The 19578-nt window shown below is 50.0% G+C and carries 25 protein-coding genes; 10 read left to right on the top strand and 15 right to left on the bottom strand.

Annotated features, from left to right (window positions below; translation table 11 throughout):
- Together rimI and pyrB are read right to left on the bottom strand one after the other, a co-directional pair.
- Positions 1-531, bottom strand: coding sequence for a ribosomal protein S18-alanine N-acetyltransferase (gene rimI / locus P186_RS10545; RefSeq protein ID WP_014289475.1), 531 nt, complete (start codon positions 529-531; stop codon positions 1-3).
- A complete protein-coding gene (gene pyrB, locus P186_RS10540) occupies positions 528-1445 on the bottom strand; it encodes an aspartate carbamoyltransferase (RefSeq protein WP_014289474.1) in 918 nt (305 codons plus the stop codon). Before pyrB ends, rimI begins: the two co-directional genes overlap by 4 nt.
- 41 nt (positions 1446-1486) lie before the next feature.
- Here pyrB and P186_RS10535 point away from each other — a divergent pair, with 41 nt between their 5' ends.
- A complete protein-coding gene (locus P186_RS10535; protein WP_014289473.1) occupies positions 1487-2086 on the top strand; it encodes an orotidine 5'-phosphate decarboxylase / HUMPS family protein in 600 nt (199 codons plus the stop codon).
- Here the strand turns inward: P186_RS10535 and P186_RS10530 are convergent.
- Positions 2083-3195 carry a DUF763 domain-containing protein gene (locus tag P186_RS10530; protein WP_014289472.1) on the bottom strand — a complete coding sequence of 371 codons (1113 nt, stop codon included), beginning with the start codon at positions 3193-3195 and terminating at the stop codon, positions 2083-2085. The genes P186_RS10535 and P186_RS10530 overlap by 4 nt on opposite strands.
- A 118-nt stretch (positions 3196-3313) precedes the next feature.
- Here P186_RS10530 and P186_RS10525 point away from each other — a divergent pair, with 118 nt between their 5' ends.
- Complete coding sequence (locus tag P186_RS10525) at positions 3314-4603, top strand: phosphomannomutase/phosphoglucomutase (RefSeq protein ID WP_014289471.1); 1290 nt, start codon at positions 3314-3316, stop codon at positions 4601-4603.
- Here P186_RS10525 and P186_RS10520 read toward each other — a convergent pair.
- Positions 4585-5994, bottom strand: coding sequence for an FAD-dependent oxidoreductase (locus P186_RS10520; protein ID WP_014289470.1), 1410 nt, complete (start codon positions 5992-5994; stop codon positions 4585-4587). The genes P186_RS10525 and P186_RS10520 overlap by 19 nt on opposite strands.
- 119 nt (positions 5995-6113) lie before the next feature.
- Between P186_RS10520 and P186_RS10515 the strand changes: the two genes are divergently transcribed.
- Complete coding sequence (locus P186_RS10515; protein ID WP_014289469.1) at positions 6114-6665, top strand: restriction endonuclease; 552 nt, start codon at positions 6114-6116, stop codon at positions 6663-6665.
- Positions 6666-6766: 101 nt separating this feature from the next.
- Here the strand turns inward: P186_RS10515 and P186_RS10510 are convergent, their stop codons facing one another.
- Complete coding sequence (locus P186_RS10510) at positions 6767-7252, bottom strand: hypothetical protein (RefSeq protein ID WP_014289468.1); 486 nt, start codon at positions 7250-7252, stop codon at positions 6767-6769.
- 10 nt (positions 7253-7262) lie between these two features.
- On the bottom strand, positions 7263-8039 hold the full coding sequence (locus P186_RS10505; protein WP_014289467.1) for a GTPase: 777 nt from the start codon (positions 8037-8039) through the stop codon (positions 7263-7265).
- 46 nt (positions 8040-8085) lie between these two features.
- On the opposite strand from P186_RS10505, the gene P186_RS10500 reads away from it, so the two are divergent.
- Genes P186_RS10500 through P186_RS10495 form a run of 3 tightly spaced genes read left to right on the top strand, consistent with a single transcriptional unit; the run spans position 8086 to position 9136 of the window.
- Entirely contained in the window at positions 8086-8685 is a 600-nt protein-coding gene (locus P186_RS10500; protein ID WP_014289466.1) for a V-type ATP synthase subunit D, read from the top strand.
- Between the two features lie 23 nt (positions 8686-8708).
- The gene (locus P186_RS14095) at positions 8709-8858 is read left to right on the top strand and encodes a hypothetical protein (RefSeq protein WP_193383981.1); all 150 of its coding nucleotides are present in this window, start codon (positions 8709-8711) and stop codon (positions 8856-8858) included.
- 14 nt (positions 8859-8872) lie between these two features.
- Positions 8873-9136 carry an ATP synthase subunit C gene (locus P186_RS10495; protein ID WP_148682981.1) on the top strand — a complete coding sequence of 88 codons (264 nt, stop codon included), beginning with the start codon at positions 8873-8875 and terminating at the stop codon, positions 9134-9136.
- A gap of 2 nt (positions 9137-9138) precedes the next feature.
- On the opposite strand, the gene P186_RS10490 is transcribed toward P186_RS10495, so the two are convergent.
- Both P186_RS10490 and P186_RS10485 read right to left on the bottom strand, forming a co-directional pair.
- Positions 9139-10167 (bottom strand): V-type ATPase subunit, encoded by a 1029-nt coding sequence (locus P186_RS10490; RefSeq protein ID WP_014289463.1) that lies wholly within the window; start codon positions 10165-10167, stop codon positions 9139-9141.
- Complete coding sequence (locus tag P186_RS10485) at positions 10164-10481, bottom strand: hypothetical protein (RefSeq protein ID WP_014289462.1); 318 nt, start codon at positions 10479-10481, stop codon at positions 10164-10166. Before P186_RS10485 ends, P186_RS10490 begins: the two co-directional genes overlap by 4 nt.
- A 212-nt stretch (positions 10482-10693) precedes the next feature.
- Between P186_RS10485 and P186_RS10480 the strand changes: the two genes are divergently transcribed.
- The 3 genes from P186_RS10480 to P186_RS10470 all read left to right on the top strand — a co-directional run bounded on the left by P186_RS10480 (position 10694) and on the right by P186_RS10470 (position 13613).
- The gene (locus P186_RS10480) at positions 10694-11482 is read left to right on the top strand and encodes a slipin family protein (RefSeq protein ID WP_014289461.1); all 789 of its coding nucleotides are present in this window, start codon (positions 10694-10696) and stop codon (positions 11480-11482) included.
- Complete coding sequence (locus P186_RS10475) at positions 11479-12768, top strand: NfeD family protein (RefSeq protein WP_014289460.1); 1290 nt, start codon at positions 11479-11481, stop codon at positions 12766-12768. Before P186_RS10480 ends, P186_RS10475 begins: the two co-directional genes overlap by 4 nt.
- Before the next feature lie 368 nt (positions 12769-13136).
- Positions 13137-13613: a hypothetical protein gene (locus P186_RS10470; RefSeq protein ID WP_014289458.1), complete on the top strand. Its 477-nt coding sequence runs from the start codon at positions 13137-13139 to the stop codon at positions 13611-13613.
- Here P186_RS10470 and P186_RS10465 read toward each other — a convergent pair.
- Complete coding sequence (locus P186_RS10465; protein WP_014289457.1) at positions 13573-14238, bottom strand: TIGR00296 family protein; 666 nt, start codon at positions 14236-14238, stop codon at positions 13573-13575. The genes P186_RS10470 and P186_RS10465 overlap by 41 nt on opposite strands.
- A 44-nt stretch (positions 14239-14282) precedes the next feature.
- Here P186_RS10465 and P186_RS14675 point away from each other — a divergent pair, with 44 nt between their 5' ends.
- A complete protein-coding gene (locus P186_RS14675; RefSeq protein ID WP_014289456.1) occupies positions 14283-14510 on the top strand; it encodes a hypothetical protein in 228 nt (75 codons plus the stop codon).
- Here P186_RS14675 and P186_RS10455 read toward each other — a convergent pair.
- The 6 genes from P186_RS10455 to P186_RS10430 form a co-directional block, all read right to left on the bottom strand.
- Positions 14494-15633, bottom strand: a complete 1140-nt coding sequence (locus P186_RS10455; protein ID WP_014289455.1) for an RsmB/NOP family class I SAM-dependent RNA methyltransferase — start codon at positions 15631-15633, stop codon at positions 14494-14496. The genes P186_RS14675 and P186_RS10455 overlap by 17 nt on opposite strands.
- On the bottom strand, positions 15634-15951 hold the full coding sequence (locus P186_RS10450) for a hypothetical protein (RefSeq protein ID WP_014289454.1): 318 nt from the start codon (positions 15949-15951) through the stop codon (positions 15634-15636).
- 105 nt (positions 15952-16056) lie between these two features.
- Entirely contained in the window at positions 16057-17157 is a 1101-nt protein-coding gene (locus tag P186_RS10445) for an S-methyl-5-thioribose-1-phosphate isomerase (protein ID WP_014289453.1), read from the bottom strand.
- Positions 17158-17175: 18 nt separating this feature from the next.
- Positions 17176-17778 carry an endonuclease gene (locus tag P186_RS10440; protein ID WP_148682980.1) on the bottom strand — a complete coding sequence of 201 codons (603 nt, stop codon included), beginning with the start codon at positions 17776-17778 and terminating at the stop codon, positions 17176-17178.
- A gap of 311 nt (positions 17779-18089) precedes the next feature.
- The gene (locus P186_RS10435; protein ID WP_014289451.1) at positions 18090-18392 is read right to left on the bottom strand and encodes an ArsR/SmtB family transcription factor; all 303 of its coding nucleotides are present in this window, start codon (positions 18390-18392) and stop codon (positions 18090-18092) included.
- On the bottom strand, positions 18389-19558 hold the full coding sequence (locus P186_RS10430; protein ID WP_014289450.1) for an ORC1-type DNA replication protein: 1170 nt from the start codon (positions 19556-19558) through the stop codon (positions 18389-18391). The genes P186_RS10435 and P186_RS10430 overlap by 4 nt, the downstream gene beginning before the upstream one ends.
- Between the last annotated feature and the right edge of the window lie 20 nt (positions 19559-19578).

Genomic DNA, 19578 nt, shown 5'->3' with positions numbered 1-19578 from the left:
CTATAATGGACAAGCCATTAAAAAGGCATCCTCGCCATCGCTATAATACCGCGGTATCCTCCCCACTATTTTATAGCCGAGCTTTTCATACAGGGAGATGGCTGGTGTGTTGGACACACGCACCTCTAGGTAGACCTCAGACGCGCCGTAGTATATCTTCATAGCCTTCATGGCTCTCAACATCATTGCCGTGGCGATGCCAAGCCTCCTAGCCTCTGGCAACACGCCGACAGATACTATGTGGCCCCTCCTCACGGCCTTGCCCTTGTTCACGTTGCTCCACCCGTATTCTACACGCGACATGACGTACCCAACCACTCTTCCGCCAACCTCAGCCACTATAAACGCCTTGGGGAACTGCTCCAGGTGCTCTACGAAAAACCAGTTAGGGTAGTTTTCAGGCAGGACCTTACGATTAATAGCTATTACATCGTTGAGATCTCTATACGTGGCTTCGCGGATTACAAACTCGGTCTTCCCGTCCTTGCCCAGCATCCTCTGCGGCCCCTCAGTACTTACGTCTAGAGTCATGGCCCCATAAGGATTAGGTATATAAGAGCCATTCTCAGGGGCACGCCGAGCGCCGCCTGTTTGAAGTATTTGGCGTGGGGGGTCGAGTCTACCTTGTGGTCAATTTCGTCAACTCGTGGAAGTGGGTGTAGGATAGCCAAGTGCCTCTTGGCGTTTTTCAACATATCTAGGGAAATCCTGTAGCTACCCCTCACCCTCTCGTACTCTAGCGGGTCTAGAAACCTCTCCTTTTGTATCCTCACCACGTACAGCACGTCGAGTTCACGTAACACCTCTTCTAAACTGGTATGGAAGCTGTGTCTTAAACCTCTTGAGCGTATGTAGTCAACAGTCTCCGTCCTAGGGCGTAGATACTCCGGCGAAATTAGGAACACCTTTACATTAAAATTTGTAAGTGCCTCGAGGAGGCTGTTTACAGTCCTCGCGTGGCGCAGATCGCCTACGACGCCTATATTCAGCCCGTCTATGTAGCCGAATTCTCTCCAGATGGTGTAGAGATCTAGCATTGCCTGTGTGGGGTGGTTGGAGGCCCCGTCGCCGCCGTTGACGACGGGGTTTTCTGCAACCTCGGCTGCTAGCTTTGCCGCGCCCTCATACCTATGTCTAATAACTATGAGGTCGGAGTACGCATCCAGCATTCTGACGGTGTCTGCAAGAGTCTCTCCCTTCTCTACGCTTGTGCCCTCGGCGCCCCAGAAGCCCACCACCTCCCCGCCGAGCCTCTTCATGGCGGTTTCGAAACTAAGCCTAGTCCGCGTAGAGGGTTCGAAAAAGGCCACAGCCATTACTCTGCCCTTTAGGAACTCGACGCGGCTCTTTGCATACTTCTCCATGTACTTAGCAGTTTCAAACAGATCCTCGAGATCTCGCCTGTCAAAATCGCGGGCTGAAACGACGTCTCTCCTCCTCCACATATTGGGTCCATTACTTATATATCTTTATAAAAAATGAGCGCATGAATCCGCTAATCGTCGCCCTAGACGTTGACGTCCTCAGAGCGCTGGATCTGGTAAAGACGCTGAGGGATAAGGTAGCCGGATTCAAGATTGGGTGGGATCTAGTATTCGAGGGCGGCGTATCGATAATAGGCGAGATCTCACGGTATGGAAATGTCATTGTTGATTTGAAAATCGCCGATGTGCCCCACATAGCGGAGAAAGTGATAAACAAGGTAATTGAGCGCGGCGCGTGTTGCGTAATAGTACACGGCTTTCTACACCCATCTCTACCGAGAGGGGATAACATCTACGTGCTTGTTAAGATGACGGTTCCTACTCTGTACGACGAGATCTGGGAAAAACTAATCGAGAAGGTTAGCAACGTCAGAGGCTTCGTCCTGCCTGGAAATCAGCCTGAATTAGTAGCACGCGCGAGGAAGATGGTTGGGTGTAGCTATAGGATAATATCGCCAGGTATAGGGGCGCAAGGCGGCCGGCCTGGGGAGGCCCTCAGGGCGGGTGCCGACTTTGAGATAGTTGGGAGGTACGTCATAGAGGATCAGGAGAGGGTTAGGGAGTGGATCGGCTTCAAGCCTCGATGTTTCGAGACTCCTTAGGTGGGCCTCTTCTTATCCTTGGGATAGCTCCATGCCTCGGCCTTACGGGCTAGGTGCGAGAGGTATCTATAAAGGCCTGGATCGCCCCTCGCTTTGCTAACCACCGCGTCTAGCAACGCGATCAACTCGTCGTAGACTCTCCTGTTGACTGGATGCGGGGCGCCGTCTTTTCCGCCGACGGCGAAGGCGAATTTAAACGGGTCGACAGCTGGATCGCTCCAGTCGGCGGGCGCCTTAAATACGAGCTCTGCCACAAGCGACAAGGCGCGGAAGATCTTCGGGCCTACGCGGTGTCTTAAGATAAGTTCTTTAAAGTCGGCCACAGACTTAGGCGGCGGCAGATTCTTCACAACAGCATTGACATCAAAATCCACCTTGGCGTAGGGGTGGTAGCGCGGGACGTCGAACAAAGTCGCCTGTCCACGCAGGAGGTTTAGATACCTAGCCACCCTAGACGGCCCCTCGTTAACAAGTTCTAATATAACCTCCCTGTTCTCTCTGCTGTTTCTAGAAGCTAGGTTGAGGACGCCGTCGTGGCGGATCCCCACGACGCCAGCGTGAGGACTGTTGAAGAAGTCTACCGTCGCAATCCAGTGATATCGCCGGGCCATTCTCAACTCTTGGCTCAGCCCCTGCTGGACCACGCTCCACTTCCCCGTCTCGGAGACGAAGAAGGCGTGGTGGTATAGCTCGTATCCGTCCTGCACCAACGCGTTGTCTACCTTAGCCACCAGCCTTGACGCAGTTATTAAAACATCGGCGTCTAGGCCGAAGAGCCGCGATATTTCGCTGAGCTCGTTAGGCGTATTCAAAGCATGTCTCCCCTTGCCGCCAGCCACCCTGACGGGTATGTCTGAGCTCCTCAACGCCTCTTTAACCACGGCCGTCGTGACGGTGGTGCTACCCGAGCTGTCCCAGTCCATGCCTATTATGTTGCTGAAGGCTTGGAAAAAGACGGGGTGGGCGAACCTCTCTACGACGCCATCCGGCCCATATAAATCATTCATCACATGTAAAATAAGGAAGGAGAGCTTCCTCATACGGGCGAGTAGCCAATACGGCACGTGGCCTCCGTGAAGCGGGAGGTCAGCCACGCCCGAAAGCCTCACATCTAAACATGTAGGTTAGGTTATATACCTAATTGCTACGTGGCGATCGGAGGCCTTGAACCGCGACGTGGGTGCGGAGACGTAATGAAATATATATTCTACAGAAATTTGGCGAGTCATGAGTGTATTCAAGGCCTATGACATAAGGGGAGTGGTGGATAGCGAGTTGACGACTGAGCTTGTTGAGAAGATTGGCTACGCCATATCGAAGTTTTTCAATGGAGAGGACGTTGTGGTGGGGATGGACGTGCGGACGCATTCTTTTAGAATTGCAGAGGCTCTGTCAAGAGGCCTCCTGGCTGGCGGCAGTATTGTGTTTATCGGAACATCGACCACGCCGATAACCCACTTCGCATCTCACCTTCTCCAGAAGCCCGCCGTCATGATAACGGCCTCCCACAACCCGCCTGAGTACAACGGGTTTAAGATCATGAAGAGCGGGGGTCTAGATCTAGAAAGCCATGAAATTCAACAATTGGCAAATCTGCTAGAGGCTCCCCCCGCCGCTAGGCGTGGAGTAGTTTACACATACGACGCGTTGGCTAGGTACTCGGAATACATAGCTAGGAGATTTGGCAAGTTGAATCTCGCAGTGGGTTTCGACCCAGCTAACGCCGCTGGTGTTATACTGAAGCCGTTGCTCAGCCAAGTCTTCCACAGGCTCGTGGCGATAAACGACTTCCCCGATGGGCGCTTCCCGGCGCATCTCCCAGATCCGGAGAAGGCAGAGAACCTACAGCAGCTACGTAGCTTGGTGGTAAGTAATAAGCTGGATGTGGGCATCGCGCTTGATGGAGACTGCGACAGAGTGGGGATAGTCACAGGTAGGGGGGAGATTTTCAGACCCGAAAAGATGGTGTACGCCCTGTTGAACTACTACGCAAAGCCGGGGGATGTGGTTGTACTGGACGTCACGATGCCGCTCTACCTAGAGAAGGTGGCCGAGGAACGCGGGGTTAAAATAGTTAGACAGAGGGTGGGGCACAGCTTCCAGAAGCCGACCGCGGTGAGGCACAACGCGCTGTTCTGGGCCGAATACAGCGGCCACGTAGGCTTCAGAGACCACAACTACTTCGACGACGGGATCTACGCTGCATTAAAGCTTCTGTCGACCCTCGGCGAGGCTGGGGTATCTCTAGACAAGGTTCTTGACACAGCGCCAAAGATATACGAAGAGCGCCTTGATATAAAGGCGGCCGATCCAAGGAAAGTCGTTGGGGATGTTAAGCGGAGGGTGGCCAACATGGAGTATTACGAAATCGACGGGCTCGACATAAGAACCAAGGAGGGGAGACTACTCATAAGGCCCAGCAACACGGAGCCTGTAGTTAGAGTCAAGGTAGAGTCACAGACAAAGGAGGGGCTTGAAAAGCTCAAGTCGCTCCTCTCTCAGCTCACCTCGCCGTAGAGCATCTCCGGCTTTCCATAGAGGAAGTACGACGGCTTTTGGCTCAGCAAAGCCCCCAACATAATCGACGCATATGTCAGACACACACTCTCGGCGCAGACGCCCTCTCCAAAAGAAAGCCTCGGGAGCTTCATTTGACGCAACAAATCCGTCTCCTCGTGAGTAATCTTGACCTTCAACTCTCTCAGCTTGTTTAATTGCTTTATCTCTCTCAACACCCTCTCTATAGGAGTATTGTCGCATGGGCAAACGATCACCTCCCCGGCTTCTTCTATCTGGGGCCAGTAGGAGGCCCAGAACGGCACATCTATTACATTAGGCTCGACGTAACGCCCAGTCCCATCGGTGCCGCGCTCCAGCCTGTTGCTAAGGTTATAAAGCCAGTTTGCCTCCACTGTCAACATCACGAGAAACTTATCAAGCGCATCTTTAACATTGTCCAACGACTCCACCCCGTCCTTGGCGGCTATGTACTTGGCCAAAAGTTTTGCATGCTCTACGATGTGGCGCTCCCGAACAGCGCCGTAGAGGTGCCCCGTGGCGTACACATTGCTACCGCCCACCGCCTTACCTCTGTCATCCACTATTAACAACTCGCCGTAGTTACTACGCCTCGGCACGAGAGAGCTCAGCTCAAAGCTGTAGTAAACCTTGAACCCCAGCTTAACCGGGACATAGGGGTTCACCAACCTCACCGCGGAAATTATCAGGTCCGCATCTATACGCCTCACCTCGTTCTCCTTCTTCCCAGTCACCACCTCAAGCACCAAGGCGCCTTTCTGAAACTCCCTGACCCTCACAGCCGTTATTATTGGAAAATCTATCTTCCCCCTCACCTTCTCAAAATATTTCGTATCTCGCAACGTCGCCGAGTTGTCTAGCACCACTACATCGTTTCCACGGCTTCGCAGAGTCAAGGCCGTGCGTAGCCCCCACTCGGTGGTTCCCCACACAACTATTCTACGCCCAGTGGGAGGCTCTGCGAGGGCTTCCTCCGCAGTTTTTTGAGTAGCCTTATGGCCACCGGGAAAGGTGATGGGCACGTCTACGCCCCCGGTGGCTAGCACTAGATGCCTATACTGCACCCTGTACCTAACCCCCCCGCTGTATAGATACATCCCATCGAAAAACCCCTGGGATACGTCGAGACTGCCGGCTTTGTTTATGAAGGTCTCTACGTCTACGTCATCTGAGAAACGCGGGGCGTCGCCTAGGATGTGGTGGCCGCCGAGGCGCCCTACGTAGACTACCTTAGGCTCATACCCGTACTTTTTTAACTCGACGGCAACCGCCAAGCCGCCCAGGCCACCGCCCACCACTAAGATGTCTGTGCTTAACTCCTCCTCGCGCGTCGCCTCGGGTTCACAGTAGAGTACGGAGGAGCAACTCACGGCTACGCCACGAAGACACTATATAAATTATGGCGCCGAGATCAGCGCTTTGGACCTCTTTCATCCGGCGTCAATAGACGCTCCTCATCACTTTTTAACCAAGCGCATTGTCTTAATATATGTGTATACGCGAGATCGCCGTCAAGAGCTTTCTTGAAGGAGACAAGTCATCTGCAGAGTGCCTAACCGCGCTTGGCATCCTAGACAGAGGCGAGCCGCTTACCAGAAGCTATGTACTGTACAAGGCGTTGAAAATGGGAATCCCGGTGTCTAGCTACATCAAGAAGCTTAACTGGTACGAATTCGAGGAGTATATAAGGTACGTCTTCTCGGAATATGGCTTCAACACGTCTTCAAATGTGAGACTGGAGTGCGACGGCGGCGCGGAGTTTGACATTATTGCGTGGAGTAGGGAAGTGGCGTTTGTCATAGAGGCGAAAAAGTGGAAAGGCGGCGGCAGATGGGCCGAGGTGGCCCAGAGACACTTGAAAAAAGTTGCAAGATGCGTAGGCAAGCTACTTGCTTTTTCTCCATCTATCGTGCCTATTGTAGTTACCTCGACCGACGCCAGTCTTATTTCTAGCGGCGTGGCGGTTGTTCCCGCTTGGAAGATAGGGAGTTTTCTCGCCTCTTTTAACGACTTCAAGAATCAAGTCGCTGTATTTAGATAGGCACTCGTCACATGCGTAGACGTATAAATCCAGCGATAATTCACTTCTTATCTTAACTATGTTGTATACTTTCAGAGGCCTCCCACAGAAGAAGCAGTAAATCACGCCCCCCTCTCAGTCTTTTCTTCAGTTACCGAGAGGTCTGCAATTACTCTAGCCCTTTTTCTCGGAGTTGTCAAATTTTCCGTCGTAGCTATGAGCAAGGCCAGTCCATAAGTTGGAAGCGAGAGGGTCTTTGCGTAGTTACTCACCACGATTACCACATCTTTAAAGCCCACAAGGTATATATAGGGAATAGGAATAGCATACAGCAACGAGAGTACTGCTACTATTTTCGGCAACCTACCGATATGTATTTTTAGTAAAAGCTCAAGGTAAAAAGTTACCAATAATAAAACAAGCGAAATAATTATATATAATAATAAAGGCAGTTGAATAAATTTGTCAGGTATATTATTTACTATAATCGTATAGTCTTTCACATCTACTGGGGCTGTAGCGTAGATAGGAGTTGCCCCCGGTTCTAAAAACACGACCAGCGCGCTGAGGATAACGGCGACGAGCATCAATAACACATCCCTCCCCACCTCCCCCTATTTATACATTAGGAGGCGGATGTGAGTACCTCAGCTTCCCCGTAACCCAGTCCCTCAGCACTATACGAGCCGCCTCGTCTATATTCACCCTACCGCCTTTAAGCAACTTGCGTTTCGCCCTCCCAATCTCCTCGAGCGCGTTTTCTACGTCGCTGACAACGCCGTAGGTCTCCCTAAGAGCATTTGGGTTGTACGTCAATACCCGTTTAAGCAAGGCGTAGGCGTAGGGGACTGGGTCGTCCACTGTGCCCGGGTCAACAAGCCCCCTAATTACGTCCAGCGCCAAGTCGCCAGTTGACGGCGTCTTTACAATACCGGGCGTATCAAGCACAACCAGCCAACTCTTTGCCCTGACCAACTGCTCGCCTCTGGTCCACCCAGGCTTGGGGCTAGTGGGAGCTACGTAGCGCCCCTTTAGGTAGTTTATAATTGTGGATTTACCCACGTTGGGATAACCGACGACAACCACCGTGACAGGTATTCTAGGAGCCAGCTCCCTTATGGAGACCAACAGCCTTCGTGTGCCGCGCCTATATTTGGCACTGATGTAGACAACACGCATCCCCGCACTCTCAAAAAAAGCCTTCCACTTTTCCAAAAACTCCCTACTTACAAGATCTGCCTTGTTCAACACTACCAACAGCCTCTTGCCGAGCCTCTCCGCCAACGCCTCAGCCTCTTTGCTCCTAGTAGCCTCGGGATCTCTGGCATCTACAACTTCCAACACCACGTCCCCGTCCTCAATTACCCTCCTTACCAGCCGCCACGTCTCTTTCACACCTGGCGGCGCTACAATACTTAAAAAACATAATAGGCAACGTGACGTGTCGTTTAGGCCTCCCCCCTCAAGACTCGAGTTGATAAGGTTGAGGAGGCAACTCGCCCTATTTCAGCGCATGAAAAAGACGCTAGAGGACGCGAGGAATTCAACTGTCCAGAGAATTAGGGCACTTGTGCTTGACCTCGAGAGACTTAGGCGCGAGATAGCTGAGGCGTTTGTCGAGGTTGCGGATAATTTTAAAATCGCCGTGGCGAAGTCTGGGATTGACAGAATAGAGAGCATCGCTGAGTTAACTCCCAAGACCGTGAAGGTCGAGTTGGTGAACAGAGGCACGCACATAGGGCTACAAGTCAGCGGCTATGTAGCCTACCCAACGTACAGCATAGCAACAGAAGCCGCGGAGCTAGACGTTGCTTTAGTCAAGATGCGCGAACTTTTACAGAAATTAATAGAATTTGCAGAAAAAGAAACCCTCTTCTACACTCTTTTAAACAGGGTTAGAGAGTACCAGAGAATGATTAACGCTATTGACTACGTAGTAATTCCGCGGATTAAGGACAATATGCAGTACATACGGCTAGCCTTGGAAGAGGGGGAAAGAGAGGAGTTCATAAGGAGGAAGATAATTGTGGCATATACTTAAAAACCCGTTAGTTTAGAGCCGTCGTGTCCATGAAAGATCTCAATGTTACTATTAGAGAGCTTATAGATAAAGAAATAGAGATCGTCATTAGTAGGGTAAAGGAAGATACGAAAGATCTAATACTCGCCATTGATAAAAAGATAGAGGAGTTACGTCAATATTTAAAAACCTAAAAAGTTAACCGCCTATGAAACCCAAAGCGGCGATGGCGCTCATGCTAATAGTAGCGCTGGCATCTGCACAAGCTACAGGTGGTGAGAGGTACATAGGGGCTGGCCTTGCCGTTGGACTAGCGGGGCTTGGCGCTGGTATAGGAGTGGGCATCGCCGGCGCCGCCGCCATTTCTGCATTAATAGAAAAGCCACAGGAGAGAGTCTGGTATCTAATATTCGTGGCGCTGGCAGAGGCAATAGCGATCTACGGGCTACTAATCAGCCTACTACTAGTATAAGCTTATCTCGTTAACGGCTCAAAAATTTTTCGTCTTTTTTCTGCGGGCACCCCCTCAGCCAATAAAGACGCCGCTCTAATCAAAGTCATGACCTCTGCCCTCAGATATTCAATATGCGCCGCAAGGGCGCCTAGAGAAAACTCAGAGAACTTCGCAGTGTATATATTCGACAGTTGCTTGACATAAGCGGGGTATATATTATCCATTGCTATCACGATGTTCTCAAGTGTGGGCGCCTCGGCCACCATGTCGACTAGTATCTTCCCCCAGGGCGCCGTATTTGCAATATCTAGAAAACGTGTAGGTGGATCTCTTACAGCTGATTGAACTATGGGAGACGGCTTCCCTATCAGCAATTCGCCTAACTCCTCTGCCAGCCCCCACAGCCTGGCTCTCAATGCAATTAGTGTATTGATGTACTCTCTTAAATCCGTCGTAAATGCGTTCAACGTCTTGTCTTTCTCTGCTATGTGAGATGTTGAGAAATCCTCAACCCACTGCCTATCTAGGAAAATACTTAGCTTATCCTCACCGTATCTCGCCGCCAATTCAAAAGCTTTATAAGCCGGGTGTCTTATCTGCCTTAACCTCTCTCCAATTTCTTCTATGCCTCTGGCGCCTATGAGGCTGGCAACTACGTAACGTCTTCTAGTAAATTCCAGTGGTTCCCAGAGTATGAAGTCTTCCGGGTTTCTCCCAGCCTTTACGGCAATAGCAAGATTTCTAATGTTTTCGTACTCGAAAAACTTCAACGAGGAGAGAATGACAGACCTGGCGTCGCTTCCAGATCCTAAAAAGATCGACTTCACCTTCTCTAGGTATATCCTTACTAAGGCTCTCCGCAAATCAATTAAGTTATCACGACTAAGCTTATCTAGTGTTATATTATACGTAGTTGTTTTTAGTATATTTAGAAACTCATCCAATGTATTTGCATAAATCAATGAAATAAGTTTGTCTCTCGGAAGCTCTCTTGTACGCAACCCCCGTACCCTAGGCCCCAGGTAGGGCCTCCTAACGACGTTACTCATATATTGAGGATTTCGAAAGCCCGCCTAACTATAACCTCCTTCCTATCCCTATATCTAGACTCAACAATTCTAGCTTTCTCCTCAGCTTCGCGGTTTATTTTCTCAGCCTCCCTTTTCGCCTCTTCAAGTGCCCTCGCCCTGTACTCCGATACTGTACTTGCAACAATTCCCTCGATCTTTTTTGTTACTTCATCAGAATATTTTCTAGAGATTATATCTATACTTTGTAGTATCTCTTTTTTTATATTATCTATATCTTTTATAACCCTATCTACTTCCTCAAGCTTTTTTAAAATCTCGTCGAATTTTAACATAAAATCTCCTGTATAGGGTCTTATATAAAGTTGATGACTCCAGGACTGGCGGATTTAATGAAGAGACTTCTCGCGTCTGATCGGTAGCGCGGAATTGACATCATACTCAGCCCGTCCCCGTTAACACCTCATCAAACACTTAACGGGAGAGTGGTTTAAAAATTTTTTATTGATTAGACCTAAACTTTTATACTCGGTTCGTATACATGACCATGATACTTCAAGTTGTGGAGCAAGTTGCTTTTGCAATACTAGTCCTCTTTGCTATTATTGTTCTGGCCGCTATTCTCTCATCTGCTATTAGAATAATCCCGGAGTACCAAAGGGCGGTGAAGTTTAGACTTGGCCGCGTGGTGGGTGTGGTGGGTCCCGGTCTCGTCTTCATAATTCCCATAATTGAAAATATTATACGTTACGACTTGAGAATTGAGGTAGTTGATGTCCCCTCGCAGAAGGCCTTGACGAAAGACAACGTAGAGGTTACTATAGATGCCGCGATATACCTCAGGGTCATCGACGCGTTGAAAACAGCCCTAACAGTGCGGAATCACATACCTGCAGTGGCGATCTTCGCCGCGTCGACTCTACGCGACGTCGTGGGTATGGTGGATCTCGACACACTTCTCACGCATAGAGACGAGATCGCCAAGAGAATAGCGTCTATTGTAGATGAGCACGTAACTCCGTGGGGTATTAAAGTGACAGCTGTAGCCATTAAGGACATTAAGTTGCCCGAGGTGTTGCTCCGCGCAATGGCAAGCCAGGCGGAGGCGGAGAGGGTGAGGCGTGCGAAAATTACGCTCGCGTCTGCCGAGTACGAGGCGAGCAAGATATACCTAGAAGCCGCCGAGAGATACTCTCAAAACCCCACAGCCGTGCAGCTAAGGATGATAGATGCGCTCATCGAAATAGCACGGGAGCACAACCTGATAATTGTAACGCCGCCGACTATGGAGTACGTCGCCCTGCCGCTTGCGCTTGGTAAAAAAGAACAGAAATGAGGAAAATCGTCTTCTTCCTCCTCTTACTAGTTGTCTTCTCGCAGGCCTACGTGGCGTCGTCCGTATACGTAGTTGAGATTGACAACGTCATAGGGCCCTACACTCTTTCGCAGATGCAGAGGGCGATTTCCCTAGCGACGCAGCACAACGGGCTGGTGCTCCTCCTACTATCTACGCCGGGTGGCTTGGCGGATCCCACGCTCCAGATTATGAAGGAGATTGGGAACTCCCCTGTCCCCGTCGTTGGCTATGTATATCCAGATTACAGCTATGCCTGGTCTGCGGGGACCTACATCCTTATGTCGACGCATATAGCCGCCATGGCGCCCCACACCGTCATCGGGTCTTGTCAGCCTATAGCCGGCGGCACGCCTATTAACGAGTCGAAGACTCTCAACGCCTTGATAGGATATCTCGAGACTGTGTCTAAGTCATATGGCAGAAATGGGACTTTCGCCAGGTTGTGCATAACTCGGAACGTGAATCTAGGCGCTGAGGATGCTTTGAAATACAGGGTAATTGACGTAGTGGCGGTGGAGATAGGCGACCTGCTGAAGAAGATTAATGGAAGCGTCGTGCTTCTGCGGAATCAAAAAACCGAGCTTGTGATAGCCGGCGCCGAATTGAGGTATGTCAAGCCCACGCTTACGGAGTCCCTGCAGATGTGGATCAGCGACCCCGTTGTGTCCAGCGTCTTGTCTCTACTGGCGTTCCTGTTGTTACTAGCCGCCTTCTTGACAGGCCACCCAATAGCGGTGGCGGCTGCAATTATTCTACTTGTGATCTCTATGTTTTCCTTCCTCCCCACCGCCTGGCTGGGCCTAGCCTTGATTATCATGGGCGCGGTATTGATAATGGCGGAGGTGTTGATGGGTATGTCGGCACACGGGGCGGTGGCTGGGGTAGGCGCCGTGCTCCTAATAATTGGCTTTCTCTCGGCGTATCCAGCTAATTTATTCAGCGGCGAGTTAATCCATATTAGAGATTGGTGGCTTATCCAGATAGGCCTCTACATAAACATAGCAATACTTGTTGGATTTATAGTGTTTATAGTTTATAAGGTTGTAGCTGTGCATAGACAGAGACCTCCTTCCGAAATTTTAACTAGTCTTAAAGGAGTCGAGGGCGTCGCTATTGACGACTTGGGACCTGACAGCCCCGGGTTTGTGAAGGTTTTTGGCGAATATTGGAAGGCTGTCTCCGGCGTACCAGTGAGAAGAGGGTGCCGGATACGTGTTGTCGAGATTCTAGGAGATACTCTAAAGGTAGAGCCGGTTCAGTGCTAAAAAATCCTAGATGTGTACGTAAATGCGCAAGCCTATTTATAGGTTTTATATTGGTGTGTAAAGCGTAGGTTATGTTTATATGGATGCTGGCGATATATGGCGGTTTTGTCCTAGCGATGGGGGTCGTAGGCAACGAGCCTGAGCTAGTAGCTCTTGGACTAGTTATGATCTTCCTAGGTAACTTGCACAGACTTGGTAGGGCTATTATTAAGACAAAGAAACACTCTTTAGAGACGTAAAATAAATAAGGAGTTGTTTGAGTAGAGCCGGGTGAAGAGCTAAGGGTCTTCTGACGTGTGAAGAGATGCCCTTACGGATTGCGGCAAAAATAATTGTAACTATTATATATCTGCAGACACCAATGTGGTATGTACCTCCAGTTGGTAGAAGTTTCACTACTGGCCGTGGCGGTAGGTGTGCTTGCGTTTATTATATTCTTCCTGGCTAGAAGACAGCCCCCGCCCCTTCCAGAGGGGTTGAGGTACGAGGGTATGAGGTTCACTCCGGGCGAACAGGAGATAGTTAAGCAACTGGGGGAGTTGAAGGAGAGGCTGGATAAGGTGATACCTCCATATGGCAGAGTTGGATATATCCCGTCATCGCTTGAGGAGCTTAAGGACTTGTTGGGGTTTACCTATGTAAAGCTTGGTGAAAAAGAGCTGGGGGAGAGACCTGCGCTTGTCAACAGGTATGAGGATCTGGACGTGGAGCTTCTGCAGGCAAAACATGGCGATTTGTATATATATATAGTGAAGAGGGGCGGGAAAAAGCTAGTGGCGGCTGGGATCCAGCATCTGGACTATCTCACGTTACGTTTCCTGGGCGAGTTTCTTGACTACACCTAGCCGCCTCGGCCACTAAGTCACGTTCATAAACCTCTCCGCCGGGGGCTCTCTCGCGGAATATCTGTGCCTCGTATATGTAGAGTTTTGTCTTTCTGTCGAGCCAGCAGTCGCCGGAGAGCCAAGCCTTGATGCATGTGTGCATCAAAAACTCCTCCGGGCTCCAGCACTCCTCCACCGCCACTTGTGGGAGTAGGAGGCCTGAGTAGGGGCCTCTCTTCACTACTAGGCCGTGGCGCCCCACCTGCACCACTTCAGGTAGTTTCCGGGGATCCGCCTCGACGTACGTCAATGGGCTTAGAATACTAATCTCGAAAATTACAGAGCCAAGCTCTTCTCTCTTCATGGCTGGGAATCTAGGATCTTGGCAACAAGCTCCGATGGCGCTGTATATCGTGGCGTACAGCGTGTTTCTATACCCCTCTGGGTAGCCTATACAGCCCCGGAGTTCATATTTCTCGCCATGGGTAGTTTCTATTGTTGTGAATACTCCATAGTCGTCGCCGAGAAGTTTAGGCGGGGGATCGTCCGGTATTTCGACTCTACCAGTTGTGAGAAACGTGTCTACGGCCTTTCTGGCTAGTTTAACTAGGTATGTGCCTTCGTATATGGAGTAGGGACGGAACACTAATACACTAGATCATGCTTTTAAATGCTTGATTAGGTATCTCCATGCCGTTTTGTACTGTATGTGGGCGAGAAGTTAATTTTAAAAATATTGCGTACATATATGGAAATATATTTATATGCAAAGACTGCTTTCCTCAGTATTATGTAAAGAATTTATGTAAGGTTGTTGAGAAGAGATTGAGGGGGGAAAGCCCCTCTGCGTGTAACTTCTGCTCTTTTAAGAAGCAGTGCGATGTCTATGTGTCGAAGACGCTTAAGGCTCTCTCCTAGGGCTTTTCAGTAGCGCTATGAAGAACCCGGGCGTGTTGTGTATATGCGGTAGAAATCGACGGCAACTGGGGCAGCCCCACCCCGGGGCGCCTATATTAAGCTCAGCGTCTACAACTTCGCCGCCTGCCTTCATAACCACCTCCTCATTTTCTAGGTAGGTTAGTGTGCATGTTGAGTATATTACAAAGGGGGCGATTTTCAACGCTGTTTTCAGGAACTGTATCTGGTACCTAGCCAGGTTTTTCACAGCGCTGTAGGTAACTCTGTGGTATATTTTTGGGCGTACACCTAGGTCGCTACAAGGCGGATCTACCAACGCTATGCTTGTCTTAAGTCTTGGAAAGTCTCTATCTAGGTACCTACTATCGTGCATCACTACGTCGATAAAGAAATCTAGTTTCAATCTCGATATCTCGTTTTTTAACCTAGCTATCTTTGGTTGAGATCTATCTACAGCCACCACTCTGAGACCGCTCTGTGCTAGGTGTGTTGCTTTTCCGCCGGGAGCCGCGTTTAGATCAGCGGCGTCTAGGCGGGCAAATCTGCGCGCCACGTGGCCAACAGCTATGGCAGGCAGGCTCTGGCTGTAGAAAAGCCCGCCGTCGTATTCGGGGAGATTTCTAAGCTTCGGCGTGCGGTACAGCGATTTCTCCACCTTGATGTAGAGCCCCCTCCTCGTCCTCAGCGCCTCGTCGCTGTCAACTACTGCGGAGCCAAAGGCTACCACAACGCCGTTGTCAGAGACTATATTCACCTCGTCTCCTTTTAGTACGCGGTCTGTTTTTACTATGGCTGGTGCGTAGAGATCTGCGCCTAGCATAATGCTCTCCGCGGCTTTCTTGTCGACTACTACAATCTTCCTCGCTGGGGGGATCTTAAAGGGCCCCTCTACCGGGAGCCAGATTGCGTCGTGGAAGCGCTCGTCTCTATAGGCGACGAGCCCACGTGAGTTAAGTCTCTTTATCAGTTCTTGGGGAGTGGTTATATGCGTGTTTACACGTATATAGTAGCGTGGTGGTGGAGTTGTAATAGAGCGGAAGAGCGCATCTATTTCAGAGTCGCTGAGGAATTCTAGGAGGTGTTTATATAAAAGTTCGTCAATTTCAATTCCATAAAAATTCATCTATTTTGAAATAAGTTTTATTATTATCTCTTTTGCTCTTTCGGGATCTCTGCGCACTAGTTGCCACAGCTCGTCGTCTGTTTTAACTAAGTAGCGGTAGGTCTTGTTGCGCTTAGTTTCAGTAGCGACTCTGATGAATTGGTATTTTGAGAGTTTTTGTAGAAACCTCGCGGCTTTTAGTATAGCACTGTGGTCGTTTCCAAAACCAGCCATTTTTGCAAGCGATGTCGCCCTTATACTGACTACTTTTCCTTTTGCATTTATTAATAGTATAACTAAAGCTTCTACAAGTTTTCTTTCTATGATTTCTAATCGCATCCGAAGTCTTGAAATCACATGTTTTTTAAATTTTTCATCTTTGTCTAGAACACTTATGGGACGTTCTACTTATAAATATATTAGACGTATAGTTAAGTCTGCTGGCTATGTCTTATTTAGCAATTTGCGTAAGTTTATGGACAGTGGGTGCGTCGCTACGCCCCTCTCTGTGATTATTCCAGTTACGTATTTTGGGGGCGTGACGTCAAACACGGGGTTGTAGACTGCAACCTCTTTTAGAGTGACATATACACTGCCTTGAGCGGTCCTTACGGTGCGGACTTCGTCGGGGCTCCTCTCCTCTATCTTAACATCCTCTACTCTGCTCCGTGTATCTATCGTGCTGGTCGGCGCTAAGACGTAGAAGGGGATGCCGAATTCGTGAGCAAGGACAGCCTCGTTAAGTGTGCCTATTTTGTTAAACACATGGCCATCTAGTAGTATCCGATCTGCGCCCACCATTACTATGTCCACTAGTCGTCTATACATCACAAGCCCCACCGCTGTATCTGCAATTAAGGTGGTGCGTATCCCGTTCTGCATAAGCTCGTACACTGTCAGCCTCGCGCCTTGTTGCCACGGCCTTGTCTCGGGGGCGATGACAGATACCCTCTTCCCAAGCATCGACGCGATGTATATAGGCGCCGTCGCCGTGCCTAGGCCTGTGCCAGTCGCGAGGCCTCCGGCGTTACATATAGTCAAGACGGTGTCGCCATCTTCTAGGAGTTCGGCTCCGTACAACCCCATTTTTATCTCGGCATCGAGCTCTTCTTCAAATATCTTCAGAGCCTCTTTTTCTAGCCCGTCTCTGAGCTCCCTAACGGAGGATGCGGACGATGTGAGTTCCACGGCCTTGTTGTACATCCTGTCGAGTGCCCAGAAGAGGTTCACCGCGGTGGGCCTGGTTTTAGAGAGGATTTCCCTCGCCCTCGCCAAGGTCTTTAACGCCTCTTGCGTATTACTGGGTGTCTTCTCTACCAGGGCTAAGACCATGCCGAAGGCCGCTGTTATGCCAATGGCCGGCGCACCTCTAACAGCCATGTCGCGGATCGCGTGAGCCACATCCTCCACGGTCTTTGCCTCTATGTACCTAGTCTCGAAGGGTAGTATTCTCTGGTCTAGGAGCACCAGCCTATCCCCCCTCCATTCAATTGGCTTTAGCCTAGGCTGGAACTTTTGTTTAATTTCTGACACTAGCGGCTCCATGGACGTATGTCGCGTCTCCTAAATATCTATTCCTCTTTGTTTGGGTGCCGAGCATAGAATTGGTAGCCACCTACGAAGCTCAATAGCCAGCAAAATCACCTCGGCGTTTTTAGCCTCTCTGGGCAGTTTCTGAAATAGAGATTCGCAGTCTACTTTTTCGCATATACATTGTAGATCTCTACACTCTTTAATGGCTTCGATCTCCTTCTCCCCTAGGGTTATGTACACCGCCAGGATTGTCGCTATGAACCTAGCCAACGCGCTTGTGAGGGCTGTGTACAAGTCGTCAATTGATAAAAATATGTAGTCAGGCAGTAGGACTACCTCGACGCCGAGTTCTTTTGCTAACTGTCTAGCTCCGTCATCTGCGTAGCCCCTGGCTATCACCAAGGGCCTGGCGCCGAGTATTTTGGCGTTCACATACGCCTGTCTTATCCCGCTGATGTCTACCCTCCCGGCCTTTACCTCAATGGCGTAGGTGTTGCCCTTTTCGTCGACGGCGATTATGTCCACCTCGCCTACCTCCACCCCCTCTCGATACACCTTAAAACGCGTAGCTTTGGGAATCAGCCCAATCGCAGGTAGTAGATCTAACACGTAACGCTCGAAACGGGCCCCCACGCCGTGTTCTCTCCACAATACAAATATAACATTTTGTGCTTAGTCTGCTGCCTCCAAAGCCTACGCGGAGTAGCCTAAACATATACAAGCTTAACAGAGAAAAGGGAGGCTATGTAGGCGCCCTTGCCTCCCGCGGGGGCTCTGGGAGGAGTTGCTGTGCCTAATACGCATCTGCAGAAGGGGCGATGTCAAGTCACCTGGCGATCTGCCCTGTGGGATCGAAGGCGCCTCGGGCCCCGAGCCCCGGGGACGCTGGAGGGGGTATCATGTTTCACGATGTGTTCGCCAAACGAAATCGCTTGGCACATCCATCAATTTGGCGGCTTTTCTGAACTCTCTATGTTTGTCTTTTTTGTGAGTTCTTCGTCTGCTAATGCCAGGGCTTGGAGTAGAGAGTGGATGAGTTCTGCGTCTCGTAGCTTTACTAGTCTAGCGCGCCCGATGCGCTTCTCCTCAACTAATCCGTAGTCGACGAGGAGTTTCAAGTGGAGGGCTAGCTGGTTGTAGTTGGTGTTTAGAATGTGGGCGAGTTCGGTCATGTTTACCTCACCCCACTTCCAGAGCGCCAGGAGTATACGTATGCGTAGCGGCGCGCCTAGGACCTCCTCGATCATCTAAGCTCCTCTCTTATTAGTTTGGCGAGCACCGACTCAAGCGTATCAAGCGGCTCGGTTCCTATTGATATGAGCGTTGTGCGCCCCCGCACGCCCTCTCCCCTTTTATTTTGCCTAGTTTCAATTATACCTTTTTCTCTTAGATCATTGAGGTAGGTCCAAAGCTGGCTGTGTACTCTTGGCTTCTCTCCATATTCCTCGCAGGCTATTTTATAGGCCTCCTCTGCTTCGCCAAATGTTACATATGGCATATGAGAGATTTTTAGCGACCTAACTATGGCAAGTAGGAAAAGTTTTTCATGGAGAGGCAGACCGACGAGCACCTCTTCGGATATGCCAAAGAGCACCTCTTTCGACGATCTTCTGACGTCTTCAGGTGTTATTTGTCTCCTTCCGTTCTGTTGCGCGGCGTATGCGGCTCTGTAGAGGATGTCTATGGCAAGTCTGGCATCGCCTCTATTTGTATCAAGCGGACTCTGGGCGCCTGTGATGTCGGCTATCATCTGGAGGATGTCTTCGCTGTAGGAACCCTCTGCGAGACCCGCCCTGGCTCTGTCAAGTAATATGCTGAAGATTTGTTCCTTAGTGTATGGGGAGAAGCGTATTACGTACTTTCCCATTATTCCACGAGTCGATGGATCTAGGTTGTTGAGAACAGTGTCGTTGTGTCCCACGACGATGAGAGCTATTCTAAACGCGCCCAATTTATCAACCTCCTGTCCCAGCCTAATGAATGTGGATAATATGTCGGGGGCTAGGTTAAAGGCGTCGTCTAGGACTAGGAACATGTAGAGATCTCGTTCACGTAGATGTTCAATTAAGAGGGCTAGGAATTCGTCTCTACTTAAGCCACGGCGCGGAAACGGAATTTCCAGCGATCTCGCTATCTCGCCTACTATAGTAGTGAAGTTTCTGTAGATAAATCCATTTATGTAAACAAAACGTGCTTTAGATCTCTCTTTATATATCTCCCAGAGTTTACGTACTGTAACAGTTTTGCCAGTGCCTGGCCTGCCTAATAGAGTCGCCCTGGGGTAGTGATGCCCCGGCGCCTGTAGCCAGCTACTGAGCAACATATCAATGCTCTGGAGCTGTTGCTCTCTGTGCGGTAGCCTCTCCGGCACGTAGTTAGGTGAAAAAACAGATTCGTCAACTACAATAGCCATGGAGGTGAGGACAAGGCAGT

The sequence above is a fragment of the Pyrobaculum ferrireducens genome, assembly GCF_000234805.1.
GTDB classification, from domain to species: domain Archaea; phylum Thermoproteota; class Thermoprotei; order Thermoproteales; family Thermoproteaceae; genus Pyrobaculum; species Pyrobaculum ferrireducens.
The sequence above is the reverse complement of the archived record's forward strand: the minus strand, read 5'-3'. Positions and strand labels throughout refer to the sequence as shown.

Excerpts from the sequence above, each read along its gene's own strand:
- rimI (WP_014289475.1), bottom strand. The coding sequence starts at position 531 with ATGACTCTAGACGTAAGTACTGAGGGGCCGCAGAGGATGCTGGGCAAG.
- pyrB (WP_014289474.1), bottom strand. The coding sequence starts at position 1,445 with ATGTGGAGGAGGAGAGACGTCGTTTCAGCCCGCGATTTTGACAGGCGA.
- P186_RS10535 (WP_014289473.1), top strand. The coding sequence starts at position 1,487 with ATGAATCCGCTAATCGTCGCCCTAGACGTTGACGTCCTCAGAGCGCTG.
- P186_RS10525 (WP_014289471.1), top strand. The coding sequence starts at position 3,314 with ATGAGTGTATTCAAGGCCTATGACATAAGGGGAGTGGTGGATAGCGAG.
- P186_RS10515 (WP_014289469.1), top strand. The coding sequence starts at position 6,114 with ATGTGTATACGCGAGATCGCCGTCAAGAGCTTTCTTGAAGGAGACAAG.
- P186_RS10495 (WP_148682981.1), top strand. The coding sequence starts at position 8,873 with ATGAAACCCAAAGCGGCGATGGCGCTCATGCTAATAGTAGCGCTGGCA.
- P186_RS10490 (WP_014289463.1), bottom strand. The coding sequence starts at position 10,167 with ATGAGTAACGTCGTTAGGAGGCCCTACCTGGGGCCTAGGGTACGGGGG.
- P186_RS10485 (WP_014289462.1), bottom strand. The coding sequence starts at position 10,481 with ATGTTAAAATTCGACGAGATTTTAAAAAAGCTTGAGGAAGTAGATAGG.
- P186_RS10480 (WP_014289461.1), top strand. The coding sequence starts at position 10,694 with ATGATACTTCAAGTTGTGGAGCAAGTTGCTTTTGCAATACTAGTCCTC.
- P186_RS10475 (WP_014289460.1), top strand. The coding sequence starts at position 11,479 with ATGAGGAAAATCGTCTTCTTCCTCCTCTTACTAGTTGTCTTCTCGCAG.
- P186_RS10470 (WP_014289458.1), top strand. The coding sequence starts at position 13,137 with ATGTACCTCCAGTTGGTAGAAGTTTCACTACTGGCCGTGGCGGTAGGT.
- P186_RS14675 (WP_014289456.1), top strand. The coding sequence starts at position 14,283 with ATGCCGTTTTGTACTGTATGTGGGCGAGAAGTTAATTTTAAAAATATT.
- P186_RS10455 (WP_014289455.1), bottom strand. The coding sequence starts at position 15,633 with ATGAATTTTTATGGAATTGAAATTGACGAACTTTTATATAAACACCTC.
- P186_RS10450 (WP_014289454.1), bottom strand. The coding sequence starts at position 15,951 with ATGCGATTAGAAATCATAGAAAGAAAACTTGTAGAAGCTTTAGTTATA.
- P186_RS10445 (WP_014289453.1), bottom strand. The coding sequence starts at position 17,157 with ATGGAGCCGCTAGTGTCAGAAATTAAACAAAAGTTCCAGCCTAGGCTA.
- P186_RS10435 (WP_014289451.1), bottom strand. The coding sequence starts at position 18,392 with ATGATCGAGGAGGTCCTAGGCGCGCCGCTACGCATACGTATACTCCTG.
- P186_RS10430 (WP_014289450.1), bottom strand. The coding sequence starts at position 19,558 with ATGGCTATTGTAGTTGACGAATCTGTTTTTTCACCTAACTACGTGCCG.